At 40.5% G+C, this 18,319-nt stretch carries 16 protein-coding genes and 1 tRNA gene; 14 read left to right on the forward strand and 3 right to left on the reverse strand.

The features are described from left to right. From ZOBGAL_RS15015 to ZOBGAL_RS15035, 5 genes are all read left to right on the forward strand, one after another. Positions 1–720, forward strand: coding sequence for a gluconate 2-dehydrogenase subunit 3 family protein (locus ZOBGAL_RS15015; RefSeq protein ID WP_013994511.1), 720 nt, complete (start codon positions 1–3; stop codon positions 718–720). Positions 721–798: 78 nt separating this feature from the next. Beyond that, a complete protein-coding gene (locus ZOBGAL_RS15020; protein ID WP_013994512.1) occupies positions 799–1,620 on the forward strand; it encodes a sugar phosphate isomerase/epimerase family protein in 822 nt (273 codons plus the stop codon). Positions 1,621–1,816: 196 nt separating this feature from the next. Beyond that, entirely contained in the window at positions 1,817–3,673 is a 1,857-nt protein-coding gene (locus tag ZOBGAL_RS15025) for a DUF5060 domain-containing protein (protein ID WP_013994513.1), read from the forward strand. An 86-nt stretch (positions 3,674–3,759) separates the two neighbouring features. Continuing rightward, positions 3,760–4,488: a M15 family metallopeptidase gene (locus tag ZOBGAL_RS15030; protein ID WP_013994514.1), complete on the forward strand. Its 729-nt coding sequence runs from the start codon at positions 3,760–3,762 to the stop codon at positions 4,486–4,488. A gap of 14 nt (positions 4,489–4,502) precedes the next feature. Then, positions 4,503–5,417: an alpha/beta hydrolase gene (locus tag ZOBGAL_RS15035; RefSeq protein WP_013994515.1), complete on the forward strand. Its 915-nt coding sequence runs from the start codon at positions 4,503–4,505 to the stop codon at positions 5,415–5,417. 57 nt (positions 5,418–5,474) lie between these two features. On the opposite strand, the gene ZOBGAL_RS15040 is transcribed toward ZOBGAL_RS15035, so the two are convergent. Further along, the gene (locus ZOBGAL_RS15040; protein WP_013994516.1) at positions 5,475–7,052 is read right to left on the reverse strand and encodes a hypothetical protein; all 1,578 of its coding nucleotides are present in this window, start codon (positions 7,050–7,052) and stop codon (positions 5,475–5,477) included. A 128-nt stretch (positions 7,053–7,180) separates the two neighbouring features. Between ZOBGAL_RS15040 and ZOBGAL_RS15045 the strand changes: the two genes are divergently transcribed. The 9 genes from ZOBGAL_RS15045 to ZOBGAL_RS15080 all read left to right on the forward strand — a co-directional run bounded on the left by ZOBGAL_RS15045 (position 7,181) and on the right by ZOBGAL_RS15080 (position 15,194). Then, positions 7,181–7,254: transfer RNA gene (locus tag ZOBGAL_RS15045), tRNA-Pro, on the forward strand. A gap of 439 nt (positions 7,255–7,693) precedes the next feature. Beyond that, positions 7,694–7,897 (forward strand): hypothetical protein, encoded by a 204-nt coding sequence (locus ZOBGAL_RS23390; RefSeq protein WP_013994518.1) that lies wholly within the window; start codon positions 7,694–7,696, stop codon positions 7,895–7,897. A 320-nt stretch (positions 7,898–8,217) separates the two neighbouring features. Beyond that, positions 8,218–9,330 (forward strand): tyrosine-type recombinase/integrase, encoded by a 1,113-nt coding sequence (locus tag ZOBGAL_RS15055; RefSeq protein ID WP_013994519.1) that lies wholly within the window; start codon positions 8,218–8,220, stop codon positions 9,328–9,330. Between the two features lie 342 nt (positions 9,331–9,672). Then, on the forward strand, positions 9,673–9,990 hold the full coding sequence (locus ZOBGAL_RS23160) for a DUF6660 family protein (protein WP_013994520.1): 318 nt from the start codon (positions 9,673–9,675) through the stop codon (positions 9,988–9,990). 52 nt (positions 9,991–10,042) lie between these two features. Beyond that, complete coding sequence (locus tag ZOBGAL_RS15060; RefSeq protein ID WP_013994521.1) at positions 10,043–12,229, forward strand: TonB-dependent receptor; 2,187 nt, start codon at positions 10,043–10,045, stop codon at positions 12,227–12,229. 2 nt (positions 12,230–12,231) lie between these two features. Next, positions 12,232–12,648, forward strand: a complete 417-nt coding sequence (locus tag ZOBGAL_RS15065) for a Fur family transcriptional regulator (RefSeq protein ID WP_013994522.1) — start codon at positions 12,232–12,234, stop codon at positions 12,646–12,648. Positions 12,649–12,701: 53 nt separating this feature from the next. After that, the gene (locus ZOBGAL_RS15070; RefSeq protein ID WP_013994523.1) at positions 12,702–13,286 is read left to right on the forward strand and encodes a methyltransferase family protein; all 585 of its coding nucleotides are present in this window, start codon (positions 12,702–12,704) and stop codon (positions 13,284–13,286) included. A gap of 438 nt (positions 13,287–13,724) precedes the next feature. After that, a complete protein-coding gene (locus ZOBGAL_RS15075; RefSeq protein ID WP_148560716.1) occupies positions 13,725–14,150 on the forward strand; it encodes a hypothetical protein in 426 nt (141 codons plus the stop codon). A gap of 192 nt (positions 14,151–14,342) precedes the next feature. Continuing rightward, positions 14,343–15,194, forward strand: a complete 852-nt coding sequence (locus tag ZOBGAL_RS15080) for a DUF4238 domain-containing protein (RefSeq protein WP_013994525.1) — start codon at positions 14,343–14,345, stop codon at positions 15,192–15,194. 127 nt (positions 15,195–15,321) lie between these two features. Here the strand turns inward: ZOBGAL_RS15080 and ZOBGAL_RS15085 are convergent, their stop codons facing one another. Beyond that, positions 15,322–16,293 (reverse strand): IS110 family RNA-guided transposase, encoded by a 972-nt coding sequence (locus ZOBGAL_RS15085; RefSeq protein ID WP_013994526.1) that lies wholly within the window; start codon positions 16,291–16,293, stop codon positions 15,322–15,324. Positions 16,294–16,579: 286 nt separating this feature from the next. Next, positions 16,580–18,160 carry an IS1182 family transposase gene (locus tag ZOBGAL_RS15090; RefSeq protein WP_013994527.1) on the reverse strand — a complete coding sequence of 527 codons (1,581 nt, stop codon included), beginning with the start codon at positions 18,158–18,160 and terminating at the stop codon, positions 16,580–16,582. Positions 18,161–18,319: the final 159 nt, after the last annotated feature.

Consider the following 18,319-nt stretch of genomic DNA (forward strand, 5'->3'; position numbering starts at 1 on the left):
ATGGACAGAAGAAAGAGTATACAGACCATGATCCTAGGTGCGGGGGCTTCCGCACTTGCCTTCCACGGATGTAAGGGCGAAGGGGACGGGAAGACGGAAGTGGCCGTTCAGGAAGCAGCGCAGCCCCATTATTTCGGGCGTACGCCCAAGGAACTCGAGCGCATCGAAAAGCTCAATGCCGAGCGCTTGTTCAACGAACACGAAATGGAGACCATCGCCGTGCTCAGCACGGTGATCCTTCCCCCCAAGGAACCCTTTGGAGGGCCCTTGGAGGCCGATGTGCCCGAATTCATAGAGTTTATCGGAAAGGACATGCCCGATATGCAGAACACCCTTTTGGGAGGGCTGATGTGGCTCGACCACCGGAGCAATACCGAATTCGGGACCGAGTTCAAGACGGCCACCCTCGAACAGCAGAAACAGATCCTCGATACCATCTGTTATCGGGATATGGACGTCCCCCTGGACGAACAGCCCTTGGAGATACAGTTCTTCGCCCTTATGCGGAACCTGGTGGTCACCGGGTATTACACCTCCAAGGTAGGCATAGCCGACCTGGGCTACAAGGGGAACTCGCCCAACGTTTGGGACGGGGTGCCCGACGAGGTGCTCAAGAAGCACGGCGTGGAATACGATCCCGAATGGATCGCCAAATGTGTCGACCAAAGCAAAAGGAACGACATTGCCGAATGGGACGAAGATGGAAATCTTTTGACATAGTTGAAGGGCCGCTTTCTATAGCGGCCTTTAATTGTAACACCATATGGGGAAACCCATAGATTTAATTAAAATCGGAAAATGAAAAAAATTAGTGCATTTTTAATCATAGGCTTCCTTACCGTGTCCTTGTCGGCACAAGAGGTAGGACTGCAGTTATACAGTTTACGGAATCAGTTTAAAACCGATGTTCCCGGTACGCTCAAACTTATCGAAGGATGGGGAATCACAAAAATCGAAGGAGGGGAAACCTATGGTCTTTCGCTAAAGGATTTCAAGAAACTACTAAAAACAAATCATCTTGATGTAGTAAGCGTAGGGGCCAAATTTGAAGAATTGGAAAAAAATCCACAGCAAGTCGTGAAAAATGCCAAGGCCTATGGCGCCAAATATGTCATGTGCGCCTGGGTACCCCACGATGATAATAAATGGGACTTGGAAGAGACGCAGCATGCCTCAAAGGTGTTCAATGCGGCGGGGAAATTGCTGAAAAAGAACGGTATCACTTTGGCCTACCATCCGCATGGATACGAATTTCGACCCTATGAAGATGGAACCTTGTTCGATTATATGGTTCAGAATGCTACGGACTATACCTTTGAGTTAGATGTGTTTTGGGCCCAACACGGGGGTGCCGATCCATTGGCCTTGATGAAAAAATATCCCTCAAAGTTTACCTTGCTTCACTTGAAGGATATGGAGAAAGGGGTAAAAGGGAACAACACGGGCCAAGAAGATCATGAGACCAATGTCGTCTTGGGGCAAGGTCAAGTAGATATTGCCGGTATTGTTGCCGAAGCCAAGAAACTGGGTATCGAATATATGTTCATTGAAGATGAATCTTCGAGAGTGGTAGAACAGGTGCCACTTAGTTTAGAATACTTAAAAGGGCTGGAGAAATAATCCCTTCCTTAAGATTGAGACTTCAAGCCCCGCCTTAAAAGCGGGGCTTTGTCTTTTGTGGATAGAAACCGATACGCCCCGACCCGATAACCGAGGGAGAGGACCGCCGTAAAATCAAATGTGTATTTGCGGATAGGTTCGTTTTTTCAAGGAAAAAATACCTATCTTATGCAGGTATAAAATCAATATACTACTTATGTATTCCCACCCCGTTAAGCCATATTTTGTAGGTCTCTGTGCGTTTATTTTACTGCTCTGCGGCTGTAATGAAAAAGACCTTTCCGATAGTTACGATTTGGAAGGAACCTTACGCAAATGGCAGCCCGTGACCTTAACCTTCGAGGGTCCACAGGTATCGGAGACCGATTCTATAAATCCGTTTTTAGATTATTCCTTGGTCGTCAATTTTTCAAATAAGGATACCACCTATAACGTTCATGGTTATTTTGCGGCGGATGGGGATGCTGCAAATTCCAGTGCCGATGCCGGAAACAAGTGGAGGGTGAAATTTTCGCCCAATACCATCGGAATATGGAAGTTCAGGGCCTTCCTGATGGAAGGCAGGAATATTGCCGTCAAACAGTTTTCGCTTCCTAAAAAGAACGAATATATCTGGGATATAAAGGGAGAATTTGAAGTAGGGCCCGTAGACACTACCGCAGTTGGCTTTTACCGTACAGGAAAACTTGCATATGACGGAACACATTACTTAAAACAGAGTGAAACCCATAAACCCTTTTTAAAGAACGGGGTCGGTAGTCCGGAAAACTTTTTGGCCTATTCAGAATTTGATGGCACCTACGATAACGGAGGGCCTGCGACCCCCACACTGAACGATGGGCTCCATGAATATCCGACACATATTGATGATTGGAAGGAAAACGATCCCGTTTGGGGCGATGATAGGGGCAAGGGGATAGTCGGTGCCTTGAACTACCTCTCGGACAAGGGCATGAACAGCCTTTATTTTTTGGTCATGAACGAAAATGGCGATGGCAATGATGTATGGCCCTGGATAGCACCTGATGAACAGACCCGCTACGATGTCAGTAAATTGGACCAATGGGAAACCGTTTTTACCCATATGGACCGACTGGGCATGGCCATGAACGTATTTACCCAAGAAACGGAGAACGATACCGTTTTGAACCAGGGAGAACTAGGGCTGGAACGAAAGCTTTTCTACAAAGAGCTTGTAGCGCGTTTTGGCCATCACTTGGGAATTGTTTGGAATTTGGGCGAAGAAACCAACCGTAGCCCCGAACAGTTGAAAAGTTATGCCGATTATATTCGCAGTATAGATCCTTACGAACACCCCATAGCCGTACACAACCACGTTCGGGTTACGGGCGAACGGAGGGAAGGTAGGCCATTGGATCCCATTAAGGAAACGTTCACGCCCATGTTGGGGTATCGTAATTTCGAGATCCCCTCATTGCAGATGTACGATACTACCGAGGTACATAAAGAAGTAAAAAAATGGTTGGATCTTTCCAGAAAGAAGAAAAAGCCGTGGGTGGTCTACCTCGATGAAATCGGCCATTGGGACATAGGTGTTACCACCGATACCGCGGCAAACAACAATCACGATATGGTGATGCGCAGCAGCCTATGGGGAAGCCTTATGTCGGGCGCGGCCGGTACGTCGTGGTATTTTGGGGGTAAGGACGTTCCGAACAACGATATCTCTGCAGAGGACTTCAGGGCCCGCGATAACTGGTGGAATATCAGTGCGAATGCCAAAAAGTTCTTTGAAGACCATTTGCCTTACGAAACGATGCAGTGCCATGACGAACTTTTAAGTAATGATAAAGCCTATTGTTTTGCCAAGAAAGATGAGATTTACCTCGTATATCTTCCCAAGAACGAAACCACCGACTTGACGATTGGCGATGGCGCCTTTACCATTGCTTTTTATGACCCGAAAGAAGGCGGTATGTTGTACGATAAGCAAAACGAGGGATGGAAGATAACCAAGCCCAATAGTGTGGAGCTATCGGCCTATAACGGACAAAAAGGGAAAGATTGGGTAATTGTTATAGCTAGAAAGTAATATCTTGCGAATAAAGTTTAAAATCTAGAAACGGTAAGGTATCAAAGCTGGACAAGCCTTTTGTGCCAGACCGATAATTTATTTTTATGAGGAATTTTTATAGTGCGCTTATCTTGCTCCTATGTTTCGTAGCATGCAAGGAAACAACATCTGGGAAAAAGGAAGCCGAACAACATGTAATGCCCTCTGCCCAAGCGGTGGATACCCTTCTAAAGGAAGAAAAAAAACCAGCCCCCAAAACCTTTCGCACCTTCGAAAATTTAGCCGATACCACCTTTGTTCGCCTGGCCGATTTTAGTGACGGTTTTGCATATGACCTACGCTATGCCACCAAGAATAATTTTTTAAAGGAAAAAGTCTACGATTGCGCGGAGTGTTATACCCGTGTTAAGACGGCAAAAGCACTATTGAAGGCGAACGAGGAATTTAAGAAGAGCGGGGTGCGGATAAAGTTCTTCGACTGCTACCGACCCAATTCGGTACAGTATAAGATGTGGAAGATCGTGCCCAACCCACAGTATGTGGCCAATCCTAAAAAGGGATCCATACATAATAAGGGTGGGGCGGTAGATATCACCTTGGAAACTTTGGAAGGGGAAGAACTCGATATGGGAACCGATTTCGATTTTTTTGGTAAGCGCGCCTATCACGATAATTTTGATCTGCCGGAAAAGGTGTTGGCCAACCGTAAACTCTTGAAGGAAACCATGGAAAAACACGGGTTTTGGTCGATACGTACCGAATGGTGGCATTATAACCTAAAGGCCGGCTCAAACGATAAGGTGGCCAATTTTAAATGGAATTGTAATCAATAACGAGCATTAAGAAGATGAAAAAAATAACACTGTTTATTGTATTGGCTATGAGTGTAAACGCTTTTTCGCAGGATGCCATAATACCGTTGTGGCCCAAAGACAAAACTCCCAACGCTGTCGCTTCTGACGAAAAGGAAGTCCATGAGCGAAAAGATATACTGCGTATCAGTAAGGTACAGGAGCCGACAATTGAAGTGTACTTGCCTTCAAAAAAGAACGCCACGGGGCAGGCTATGCTTATTTTTCCCGGGGGTGGTTACCACATTCTCGCCTATGATTGGGAAGGTACCGATGTAGCCAAGTTTTTGAACAGTAAAGGCATTGCCGGCATAGTGGTCAAGTATCGTTTACCTTCATCGGTATCTCAGACCAAGCAAGAAGACGTTCCGTTGATCGATGCCCAACGTGCCCTAAGATTGGTGCGTAGCAAGGCCGAAACCTTTCATATCGACCCCAATAAAATTGGCGCTATGGGCTTTTCCGCTGGAGGGCATTTGGCTTCCACTTTAGGGACCCATTTCGAAGAGAAGGTATACGCCCCAATCGATGCAATCGATGCCTTAAGTGCCAGACCCGATTTTCTGGCGCTCTGTTACCCGGTAATAACCTTTGATCAATCATCGACCCACAAGGGGTCGCAGTTTAACCTGTTGACCAAAAATCCTAATCCGGGCGCGCTCGAACGGTTTAGTAATGAGAAACAAGTCACGGCAAATACCCCACCTACATTTTTATTGCATGCAACGGACGACAAGGCGGTACCGGTCGAAAATAGCTTGGCATTCTACAAAGCCTTGGTGGAAAACGATGTTCCGGCCACCCTCCATATATATCCGACGGGAGGCCATGGCTTTTCTCTGGGACTAAAGGATCCCTATTTAAGAACTTGGACGGACAACCTCTGTGAATGGGTAAGAAGCCTAGAGTAAGGCAACAAAAAACAGCAAGCTAAAAGGCTTGCTGTTTTTTGTTATATCGGCTTCGATTTAGAATTCATACGCCCCTATATCTATGGATTTCCCTTTTATTTCCCTAGGTTCTACACCATTTGGCGACTTAAACTGATATTCTAATTTTTTGACGTAGGCCGGAATTTCCATTCCGGAATCAATAGCTTTTGAACCGGTTTGCAGTTGATAGGCGTTAGCGGGATCGACTGAAAAGTCTTGATCCGGAACGATCATTTGCGCTACGGTTTCATATGACAAGCTACCGCTGCTACAACGTTTTTGGTCTTCGCCGGTAAACCTGGTGCTATAGGCGGCTACGGTGGCATCGCTGATCAAATTATTGGAAAATAGGTCGACCGACCCCGAGTTTCTTAGTACGCTCACCTGTATATTGGGATCGCTACCATCGTTCTCATAGTAGAGGATATTGTTGAAGGCTTCCAAGCTGCCTTCGCAAAAGGTTAGGTCAAAAAACATCTTACGGTAGCTTACTTTGTTGTTTCCTTTTAAAACAAAAGTATTGTTGTAGCAATACAAGGTCCCTTTTCTATTTCCTTTGCCATCGGGCGATGCGGAATCGACATCGTTTCCGTAATGCAAAATAGTACCGGCTCCCGGATTGCTTCCTTCTATGATATTACCCGCAAAATAGGTGGTCTTAAAGGAATCTAACTGCGGAAAGTAATCTACGGCATTTTCTGTTTCGGCAAGGTTGATCTGTCTTGCTGCAGGGCCGACAAAACGATTGTACATGATAACATCCCCTGCCGACCGGCTTTTGTAGTTTGCTCCATGGGAACCTTCGCGAACGGGCCCGAATTGATTTCCTATGGAAACAAGGCCATCCGCCTCGATATAAATATTGTGTTGTTGGGAAACGTTGAAGGTGCCATTGCCTTTAATGATGTTGTTGTTCAACCGTACATCTATCAAGGGGTCTTTAGGGCTGTTATAGGCGCCGAAAATGCCATTTCCGTTATGTGTGATGATACAGTTGTTCACTTCGATATGGGCACCCCGCATATAAATACCGGAGGCGGCCCTTGAAAAGGGCTTTAGCTTTTCGGAACCCATTTCATATGTTTTTTGAGAGTCGTCTTCTTTGTATTGATGCGCCCCTTGTATCTGTAGGTTGCTGATATTGATATACTCTGGGTGGTTGTCGGATGTTGCGCTAATTATGACCATACCGAGATAGGCTATGGTAGAATTAAAATACGAACGGAGGTCAATGGGTCTTACCCTAGAATTTGTGCCGTCTAAAACAGGTAGTTTTCCATTTTCATCGGGAACCCCACAAACGCAGATCGGTTCGGTTTCAGTGCCTCGGGTACTTATGATGATACGTTCGTAATAGGGTTTGTCTTTTGCATAGATTCGAACGGCATCGCCGGGTCCTAAATTTTCGGTAGGGACATCGATAATGTTTTCATATTCTTTTCCCGGCCCGACTTCATAAAGTTTGCCATTGCCTTTGGCCTCACAAATTTTTATGCTTCCGGTGCTAATATCGGGAGAATCGATTTCTTGCGCATGGTCTTCTTCGTCCTTTGAACACGCGATGCAAAAAATCAAAAAGAAAATGTAGGTCAGTTCTTTTAGAGCGTACTTCATATATACGGAAGGTTTGGTTAAAAAAATAACAACGATTTGATAAAAAAGATGTTGCACAGAAAATTGAGGAATTCTTTAAAAATAGGGTGGATTATCTAAATAACTTTTATATTTTTGCAATCCGATTTCGGGATGTAGCGCAGTCCGGTAGCGTACACGCCTGGGGGGCGTGTGGTCGCAGGTTCAAATCCTGTCATCCCGACTTTTTAACATATTAAATGTGTTATACGAAAGGTAATTGTATTTAAATCATACGGTTACCTTTTTTTATGCCTTGTTTTGATACAATTGCCATCCTGTTAATCGTGAGTTCACCGTGAGTTTTCCGCCAAATCGTGAGTCAATCGTGAGTTCGTTTTTTTCGTATTTTGGTATTGTTGTCCGCCCTTGGTGGACGTGTAGTTTGACTTTCGTATAGAGTTTTTGTTTCATTTAAAAAGCCTATACGATGCGAACGAACCTAACATTCTCCATTTCCTTTTTTTTACGAAAAAAGAAGAACAGTCCCGAACAAGCCCTTTTTGTATGTCAGGATTACCGTCATCGCCCGGTCGAAGGAAATTAGCCTCAAATAGGACCTTCCCCTTGAAAAGTGGAGCCCGTCCGCCGGAAAGATGCAGGGCAGCGGAGCCTAGGGCCAATTGGTCAACCGAAAGATAGAGGCCACCAGGACAAGGCTCCATAAGGCCCACGAGGACCTGCTAAAGGAGGTACGTATCGTTACCGCCGATACGGTCAAGGAGCGTTACCTTGGCAGCGATGTAACCCATAATACCTTGGCGGGACTTTTGGACTACCATGACCAGAAGATGAAAAAGGTCTTGAAATGCGGCACGATTATATAGTTCACTTACCATGGCTCCGTTTCCCATTGTCTAAGGGAAGAAGATCCGGCCCGGGACGCTTTGCATAACCAGGCTCGTAGGCTCGCTCTTTTTATAAAATCTTTGCCCGGCCCGCACCTTGATAGGCCAGGGACCAAAGGGAGCCGCTAAAGGCACTATGGGAAGTATAGGGTAATATAATAGACGTTATTTATTTTAAAGCCGATGAAGACCTATGCCGTGGACATGGTCTTGTGTAATTATTTGGAATTGAATATATTGTAGTTCTATAATTGCTGATAGGGTATCATTGATAATACACGATACTGGGAAGAAATCGTATGATTACTGTGAAGCTGACATTATTTACTGCAGATGGGGAAGAGCGCATCGCCATTGACTTTGCCAATGAAGATTCCGTACGATTACATCTGGGAAAACTTCCCGATGTAAAGTGGTGTTCGCTACAGCGGACTTTTTATATAGGGCACTCGGGACAAAATAAAAGAAAAATATTCAAGCATTTAAGGAAAATAAATTGCTATGTGGACTATAGTGGTCTGAAAAGTAAGGCACCGATAAAAATCATTGAAAAGCCCATTTGTTTACCGGAATTGGACGGGCCTCAGTTGGAGGATATCCATAAGTTCAAAAAATGGTTGCGGCAGAGGAGACTGAGCGAAAATACCATCAATACCTATATTGAAGTAACAACTTTTTTTGTTAGGTACGCTAAATTAAAGAATACCGACGACATGGGTAAGCGGCTGATCGAATCTTTCAATTATGACTTCATAGTAAGGCGCAACAAATCTATTTCCTATCAGAACCAATGTATTAGCGGCATAAAGAAATACCTTTTTTATTTAGGTAAAAGGGTCGATGAATTTCACTTGGAAAGGCCACAAAAGGAGCGAAAACTACCTGTAGTGCTAAGTATGGAAGAGATAAAGCGGCTTTTCGAAGTAATTACAAATATTAAACATAGAACTTTATTAAGCCTTATTTATTCTGGCGGATTGCGGGTAGGGGAGGCCATTAACTTAAAAATCAGGGATATCGATAGTAAACGGATGCTAATTCATATCAAGGGGGGCAAAGGGAAGAAGGATCGGTATACTTTGCTTTCCGAATCTTTTTTGCGGCTATTAAGGGACTACTATAAGATTTATAGGCCCAAGGAGTATTTGTTCGAAGGGCAGGGCGCTGCAAAATATTCTAGTGCCAGTGCACAGAGAATACTTAAACATGCGGTTGAAAAAGCGAGAATAAACAAAAGGATTACGTTACATACTTTAAGGCACAGTTTTGCGACCCATTTGTTGGAAAATGGTACCGACATCAGGTATATACAAGAACTGCTTGGACACAACAGTCCCAAAACCACGATGATCTACACCCATGTATCGAACAATAGTTTAAGTAGAATAAAAAATCCTTACGACAATATTTAAATTAAGAATTAAATTGCATTCTTATATAGTAAATAAAAAGTGAAAAATAATAGTGATAAATTAAACCGTAACTTCCGCATATCACGCCAGATTGGTAGGATATAAGACGGAATGTTCCGCATATAAACAAGTTGTGCATAATGCGGAAATCGTGCTAAACATCAACATTTGAACTAAAAAAGCCAACGCGCAAACAGCACATTTATTTTTTTGCCAACGCGAAAAGCCAACGCTTAAAAAAACAAAAGAGCTGTTTCTTTGCCAACGCTAAATTCATTCTTGACAATCGGAATAAAAAACTTTGCAACACCATTGCATTGAAATTTATTTATCTTTGTGCCAATGAAATTTATAACTATCATACTATCATTATTAATTCTTGGTTTGTCAATTAAACCTTGTTCTGACGGAAATAATGCCGAAGACCAACATCAAGAAGAAATATCTGCTGAACACAATCATCAAAATGATAGTGATGATACTTGTCCAATAACTTGTATTTGTAATTGTTGCGGAATCGCAATTACATATGAACCAATTCAAACTTTTGAATTAGTTGTTAATAATCAAATCTCTACAGAAATATTATCTGTCTATCAATCAATCTACAGATTTAACTTTCATTCCAATATCTGGCAACCGCCACAATTAATTAGCTAAAAATATCGACTAAAAGTCAAAATTTTAAAGTTAATTAATATTTACATTTTCAATGAATAAATACATATTGAGCGCAATGCTCACAATTATAACGTGCTTTTCTATAAAAGCGCAAACATCTGATATACAAATAAAGGTAACTTCAGAATCCGAAAACGAACCGTTATTTGGAGCAACAGTATATTTTGAGGAATTAGAAAAAGGAGCAGTAACCGATTTTGACGGAATTGCAACTTTTAACGAAATTCCGAATGGCGAACATATTATCATAGTTTCTTTTTTAGGCTTTGAAACTCTAAAAACAACTATTCAAATCCCAAGTAATTCAGACTTGATTTTCAAATTAAAAAGTGGAGGAAACGAATTGGACGAAGTTGTATTACAATCTTCAAGAAGTACAAGAACCGTAAAAAAAATTCCAACAAGAATTGAATTTATTGGAGTTGAGGAATTGGGAGAAAAAGCAATTATGAATCCAACCAATATTTCAATGGTTCTACGTGAAAGTACAGGAATACAAATGCAACAAACATCTTTAAGTAGTGGAAGTACAAACATTAGAATTCAAGGTCTTGATGGTCGTTACACACAACTTTTGAGGGATGGATTTCCACTTTATGGAGGCTTTTCAAGTGGTTTGAGTATTTTACAAATTCCACCTTTAGATTTGCAACAATTTGAAATTATTAAAGGAAGTTCATCTACACTTTATGGTGGTGGAGCAATTGCAGGTTTAATAAATATGGTATCAAAAACACCTGACGAAGAACCTGCTTTAGATATTATGCTTACGCAAACACAAGCGTTGGGAAGTACTGCAAATGTATTTTACAGTAAACGGAATGAAAAGTTTGGTATTTCGCTTTACGGTTCTGGTCACTATCAAAAAGCTTATGACCCAGAAGATGATGGTTTTAGTAATTTACCAAAAACTAAATCTATTTCATTTAATCCAAAATTCTTTTATTATCCATCTGCCAAAACTACGTTTTGGTTAGGTCTAAACGGAACTTATGACGATAGAATTGGTGGAGACATTACTAAAATAGAAAGTGGCGAAAATGGAATTCATCAATATACAGAGGAAAACATTTCAAAAAGATTGAGTAGTCAAGCAGTTTACAAAACTCAAATAGATTCTATTAGTTCTTTGAACATTAAAAATAGTGTATCCTTTTTCGATAGAAATTTAACGATTCCCGATTTCAATTTTGATGGTAAACAAACCAACACATTTACGGAAATCACTTATCAAAGAGAGACTTCAAAAGCGGATTGGATTTTTGGAGCAAATTTATACACTTCCAACTTTGATGAAAATGATAATGCAACTTTGCAACGTGACCAAACCGACATCACTTACGGTATGTTTGCTAACAATATTTATGACCTTTCCGATAGTTGGATTTTAGAAACTGGATTAAGAGCAGATTACAATACTGATTTTGGCTTTTTTCCGCTTCCAAGAATTTCTGTGCTTTATAAAAATGATAATGGATTTTCAAGTAGAATTGGTGGTGGTTTAGGTTACAAAATTCCAGATATTTTTACAGAAGAGGCTGAATTTATAAACTTTGAAAATGTACTTGGCATTGACAAATCTTCATTAAAGGCAGAACGTTCTTATGGTGTAAATTTAGATTTCAATTATCAAACACGTTTATTTGAAACCATAGGTTTTTCTATTAATCAACTTTTTTACGTTACTGCGATTAATAACGGTTTGCTGTTAAATAGTACAGACAGCGGAATGTTTGCATTTGAAAATGCAACTGATGAAATTTTAAGTAAAGGAGCAGAAACCAATATAAAGTTTACCTATAAAGATTTTAGATGGTTTTTAAATTACGCTTTTATAGATACAAAACTGAACTATTTAGCTGGAAATCCGCAAAAACCATTAACCGCAAAACATAACGCAGGAAGTGTATTGATGTACGAATCTGATAAATGGAGAATTGGCTACGAAACATTTTATACAGGAAAACAGTTTTTATCAAACGGAACAGAAACGACAGATTTTGTAACTATGGGTTTACTTTTAATGCGTAATTTTAAATTTGGTAGTGCATTTGTGAACTTTGAAAATTTCACAGACAGAAGACAAAGTAGGTTTTCACCTTTGGTTTTACCACCACACGAAAATCCAGAATTTCCAGAAATCTATGCGCCAACTGATGGTTTTATTTTTAGCGTTGGAATTATTATTAAACCATTTGGAAACGAAGACCACGATTAATTATGAAAACAATTGAAGAATTTTTAGAATCAAAAAATATTCGAGTAACTGCAATGCGTTTATTAATATATAAGTTCCTTGCCGAAAAACAAGTTGCAGTTACATTAAGTGATATAGAAAATGCTTTTGAGAAAGCAGATAGGACAACATTATACAGAACTATTAAAACATTTGAAGAAAAAGAAATTGTGCATCAAATAGATGATGGCACAGGAATTACGAAATATGCTTTGTGTGAGAAAGGTTGTAATTGTGAGATTGAAACCGATTTGCATTTACATTTTCATTGTAATAACTGTAACGAAACCATTTGTTTAACAGAACATAAAATTCCTCAAATAAAAGTGCCTGATGGATTTGTTTCAGAAAACGTAAACTTGGTTGTAAAAGGCATTTGCGATAAATGTAGCGGACAATAAATGCACTTCCATTGCATTGGTTATTATAGCATTTTTACATAAAATTAGAAATTATGTTATTATTCGCTTATCTCATATTGTATTTTTTATTGGTCTTTGTTTTAAGGTCTGTATTACTTTGGAAAAAAACTGGAATAAATCCATTCACATTTGAAAAAACAGATAATGCACACGATTATAATGGCAAGATTTTTACATTTATCACAGTTCTTGAGCTAATTGTTATAGGAATCTATGCTTTCAAAGAAGAATGGTATCAATATTTACTTCCTTTTTGGTATTTGGAAAATCAAACTTTACAGAAAATTGGTTGGGTACTTTTGTTGGTATCGCTGATTTTTGTTTGGTTTTCTCAAAGCCAAATGGCAAATTCTTGGAGAATCGGAATTGATGAAAACAACAAAACCAAATTGGTAACAAAAGGAGTATTTTCAATTTCAAGAAATCCTATATTTTTAGGAATAATGATTACGAATATTGGGTTATTCCTTGTAATTCCTAATGCATTTACATTACTAATAATTTCATTATCTACTTTAAGCATAAATACACAAATACGTTTGGAAGAAGAATTTTTAAAACGTGAATTCAGAAATGAATATAAAGAATACGCAAAAAAAGTAAGACGATGGATTTAATAATTAACGTAAAATTGCCAACGCTTAAAGCCATACACATTTACAGTCGCATCATCCAAGCTTCACCAAAACTGTAAAAGAGTATGTCTTGCCAACGCTCACTTTGGAACTAAATAACAAACATCGGAAAACCAAGCTGAACGTGAAAAGCACTATGCACAACAACGTGTATAAAACATAGCTATTATAGGCTTTCCGAGAGGTTTTTGTGTATTTGCAAAGTACGCCAAATTTTTAATTTTGTATATTTGAAAAAGTAAAATTAAATATAAAAATTAAAAATTCGGCTCGTGCTAAATCTGAAAAATAAGTGTTTATTTATACGCTACGTTTCATACACAAGACCGTTGTAGTGCATTTGAGAAAACCGATATGCTGAAAATAATCCGAATAACATTTTACATAGTTTTGTCCCTTTTTTTATTGGACATTTTCGACTTGTTTCTAACCAAAATCGAATTTTTAAAAGCAATAATTTATTACGGAATTTTGATTTTACCTATTCCTTTGCTCATAATGGAATTTAAAGCTAATCGAAATTTGTCTGAACCAATTTTAAGAAAGGCAATCCCAATTTTAACAATCATTGGACTGATTTACTTAAATCCTTTAAAAATTCTATTCAATATTGCGACTTGGAAAACCCAAACTGTTAAACTGATTAATGAAAATAAAGGAAATCATAAAGTTGAATTTCAAATGAAAGATATTGGAGCTTTAGGATATGCGAAACGAAATGCTGAAGTCTATTATTTGACCAAGTATTTTTATTTAGTACTATCCGAAAATTATGACGAACGGAATTTTTTCGGAACTGACTGGAAAAGAATTGACAAAAACATAAATGAAATTGGTTTAAAATAAAAATAACGTCGGATTTTACTCTGACTTGAAAATAGAAACGGAAATAAAAAACGCACTACAACAAAGTATATAATTTATTGCTAGTTCTAGCTTGCTTACGAAAATTCTCGCGAATTTTCTATTCGGTTTTTATTTGCTAACTTAGTTACTTAATCACGCAACAAACCATATACAGAACCGTTGTAAACAATTTTGAAAAACCATCCAGAAATACAAAAACAACATCGACTTTCTCAAGTTTACTTGAAAAAATTCGGGTATCAAGAAGATGAAGAATGGATGGTTTCTATTATGGAATTAGGTAAAGGTAAAACTGAAAATGTAAAAATTTCAGAATTTACAGCAGAGGAAAATGTTTTTGATTTGCCGTTTAAAGACTTTGAACTTCGACGTCATTTCGAAACATTGAGCGGAAGATTAGAAAGCGACTACAATCGACTAATTAACAACATTGAAAATCAAAAAAGACTTACACCTAAAGACAAAGACCTTTTGAATCATTTCGTCCCTAATATTTTATGTAGGACAACTCATTTCAGATTTTTTATTAGAGGATTAATCGACAATATTGATACTAGAAAAAAATTATTGAATGAAATAACTATATTCAAAGAAGACGAGGGACAAACTGAATTTCTCTTAAATATTTTGAAACCCGAAACACATTTGAATATTGTTGTTGGAACTCTTATGAATCATATGGTTTATGTTTTTAGACATTTCAAAAAAATAGTTTTAAAAAGCCCTAAAGGTTATGGCTGGTTGACATCTGACAATCCAATATACATTGACTTTCAGGAAAAACACGAATGGATAATACCAATCGAATCTGAATTGTACTTTCCGCTTTCAAAGGAATACTGTGTGTTTTTATTTCATCAAGAATCTGAACTAAAATCAAACCCATTGCGGAATTTAAGACAAGACAGAATAAATCAAATTGATTTCAATTTATTTGACAAATTAGCGAATAAAATTGCTCGGAATTTGGACAAGTATTTAGTTTTCAGCGAAAGATATGAACCGACAATTATACGTGAATAAAAAACTGTTTACAACAAAGAACTGAGTTAAAAAACAACTGTTTCCTCGGTTAATTTTAAAACATAATTATTCTTTGCCAAAACCTAAAAATAAATCTTGGCTTTTTTGACATCACTGCTTTTTCAATCTATCCCTTGACTTGGGCGGACACATAGTTCTCATCATAGGGCAACCCTGATTTGGCAATTGCAAATGCCTGTTTCAGCAACTTGTTGGCCACCGCTATCAAGGCCAATTTTTTACTTTTCCCCTTCGCTACGATCCGTTCATAAACGGCCCTGCATGCCTTATTATGTTTACAGGCCGAAAAGGCACATAAAAAAAGTAGGTTGCGGAGCTTACGGTTGCCCATTTTACTTATTCTGGCCTTGCCCCTGACACTACTGCCCGACATGCGTATAATCGGTGTCAGCCCCACATAGCTGCAAAGCTGGCCAGCAGTGTCGAACTTGTTGAAACCGTCGGTAACCACGATCAAGAACAGCGCCGTTTTGGTTCCTAGTCCCGGGATGCTCTTCAAGTCCGTCAACTGTTTTTGTTGTCCTTGTTTGACCAGGCTTAAAATACGGACCTCCAAACAATCGATTTCCACGTCCAGATGCTTCAGGCTGCGACTAAGGGAGCGATAGACCACTTTGGACGGCCTGCCCAATGTTCGCTCTCCGTGAAGCTTGTTTTTGATCGCGGTCCGTTGTTTGAGATAAACATCAAGTAAGCGAAATAACTGGAGACATTCCGCCTGGGTCTCGTTCACGGCGTCATATAGCGGAACCGTATTTGCTATTGCGTACCCACAGATTGCCTTGGCATCGCTCTTGTCCGTCTTGATCTTAGATAATCGCATTTGAACAAAACGTTTTACCTGTAGGGGGTTCACCACGGAAACGGAGATATCATGGCTAAAAAGATATTGAGCTAAACGATAGTGGTAATACCCTGTAGCTTCCATAACCACCAAAGCCCCCGTTGGCAATGTCTTGGCGAACAATTTAAACCCTTGCGGAGTATTTTTGAATTGGGAATGGCCACTTTCACTTCCATAAACATCAAAGACATCTTTACTGATATCTACTCCAAAAATTTCTTTATATTTATTCATAAGGATTGATTTAAGAAAGGACGACCTACTTTTTTTTCAACAACTTGAAATCGAGATCTAAAGTCTCATAGAACTGAACGAAATGGAAGTAGAAAAGAGCGGGGATCATCAATGTTGACGGAATCATAAGTTCCAACGGTAACCTTGACCTTAATCCGCTCTTTCGTTCTCTCTGGTTAATACTATAAATTTAAAGAGAATCAAACTTAAGATGGTAACCGTTGCACAACCCCATAATCATTAAAATAACGACTCACATAACCGCTTTTTAAGGCGGTTTTATCTTTTAGACCACTGGCCAACCTATATTTTTTGGGTAGCCTACAAGTGAACTTTCAAGTGCTTGGAAGCAGTTTTTTGCGATGCGCGGCAAAACAAAGCTTTCCGCCCCGCTTTTTGAACGCTTTTCCGTGAATTTCAGGTACTTTTTCAGGTTGTAGGCAATCGCCGAGAGGTGCATCACCTTGTTCGCCTGTTCGAGCCCTATGGTGTTCACCTTCCGCATGCCCATGAACTGTGTCAACGTTCCAAAAACGGGCTCTACCGTACTCTGTCGCTTGCCCTTCATATAGCGCCCCAATTTACTGTTCACCCTTTTGATGTTACGTTCATATTCTTCTCGGTAATAGGTAACACTGAACTTCTTTTCCTGAGCGCTTTTGCCCAAACAGGTCCGTCGTAAGGGACAATCGATACAAACATGTTTCCGTGCCCTATATTCCTTCTTTTTGGTGCCCGTACGGTGATCGTTGAACACCTTGGTGAAGGGTATCACCTTGCCCTGCGGACATACGTAATGGTCTTCTGTATTGTTATAGGTGAATCCGTCCGGACCGCCCTTGTAAGTGCCATGGGGCGGAATGAAGCTCTTTAACCCTGTTTTCTCCAAAAAGGCATAGTTCCCGCCACTGCTATACCCGGTGTCCGCTACGCAGTTCTCCCAGACCAGGCCCTGCTTCCACAACCTTGCCCGAAGTCTTTGGACGATATCCGGCAACTGTTGGTTGTCCTTCCCGTCGGCATGGTAGGCCCTGATGTCCGTGATCACATGGTTCGCCGTATCGACGCTCAATTGGGAAAGGTAGTTCAGTTTTCTGGCCTTGCCCGGTTTTACGCTGATGCGTGCATCGGGATCCGTGGGGCTGTAGTGCGTTTTGTTGCTCGTATACTTGGCCCCCTTGTTCTTGGCGCCCGGGCGTTGGTCCTGGTCCTTCGCCCATTTTTTGTTCCTGCCCTTTATCGCCGCCAGTTCGTTCTTGCTTGCAGTGACACTACGCTGGCCCTTGTCGGAGCTGTCGTTCTTGCTCTTGCGATGCGGCTCCCCTTTTTTGTCCATTGCACTCAGGACACGTACCTTGCGCAGGTGTTCGTCCAGTTCCCTTTCGGGCACCTTAAGTTCCAAGGTGTCCATGCTCGCGTTGGCCTTCACAGGTGCGGAATCTATGGCCTGGGTATGGCCGCTCACCATTCCCTTCTCCACGCACATACTCAACACCTTGGTGAAGACTTCCTCGAAGACACTTTCGGGGAACAGTTGACGCGTACGGCTTATCGTACTGTGCCAGGGCAGTTCCTCGTCGATATCGTAGCCGATAAAATAAAGGATGTCCAACCGCAGGGAACAATGGGCCATGAGCCTGCGGTCGCTGATGATGTTCTCCAGATAGCCCACAAGGCAGAGCTTGAAGAAGACCACTGGGTCTATGCTCTTTTGGCCGCTGTTCCCGTAATAGCCTTCGGTAAGGCCGTAAAGGAAGCGTAGCTCCAAAACCTCTTTCAACCGCCTGTAGAAATTGTTCTTGGGGATTCGCTCGCTCAACTGGAAATGGGCGAACAGTTTTTCTTGATACTCCTTTTTTCCCTGCATACCTAAAATTAACGACCCAACGTTAAGATCTCCTTTAGCCTATGTGGTTTTTTCGTTAACTTGTGCAACAGGCACAATGTATAACCGCAATTACGGCGGATTCGACTACGTCCGAATCCACTCGGAATTGCTAAGGTCTGTGATTAAACGAAAAACATT

The organism is Zobellia galactanivorans (assembly GCF_000973105.1).
GTDB classification, from domain to species: Bacteria; Bacteroidota; Bacteroidia; order Flavobacteriales; family Flavobacteriaceae; genus Zobellia; species Zobellia galactanivorans.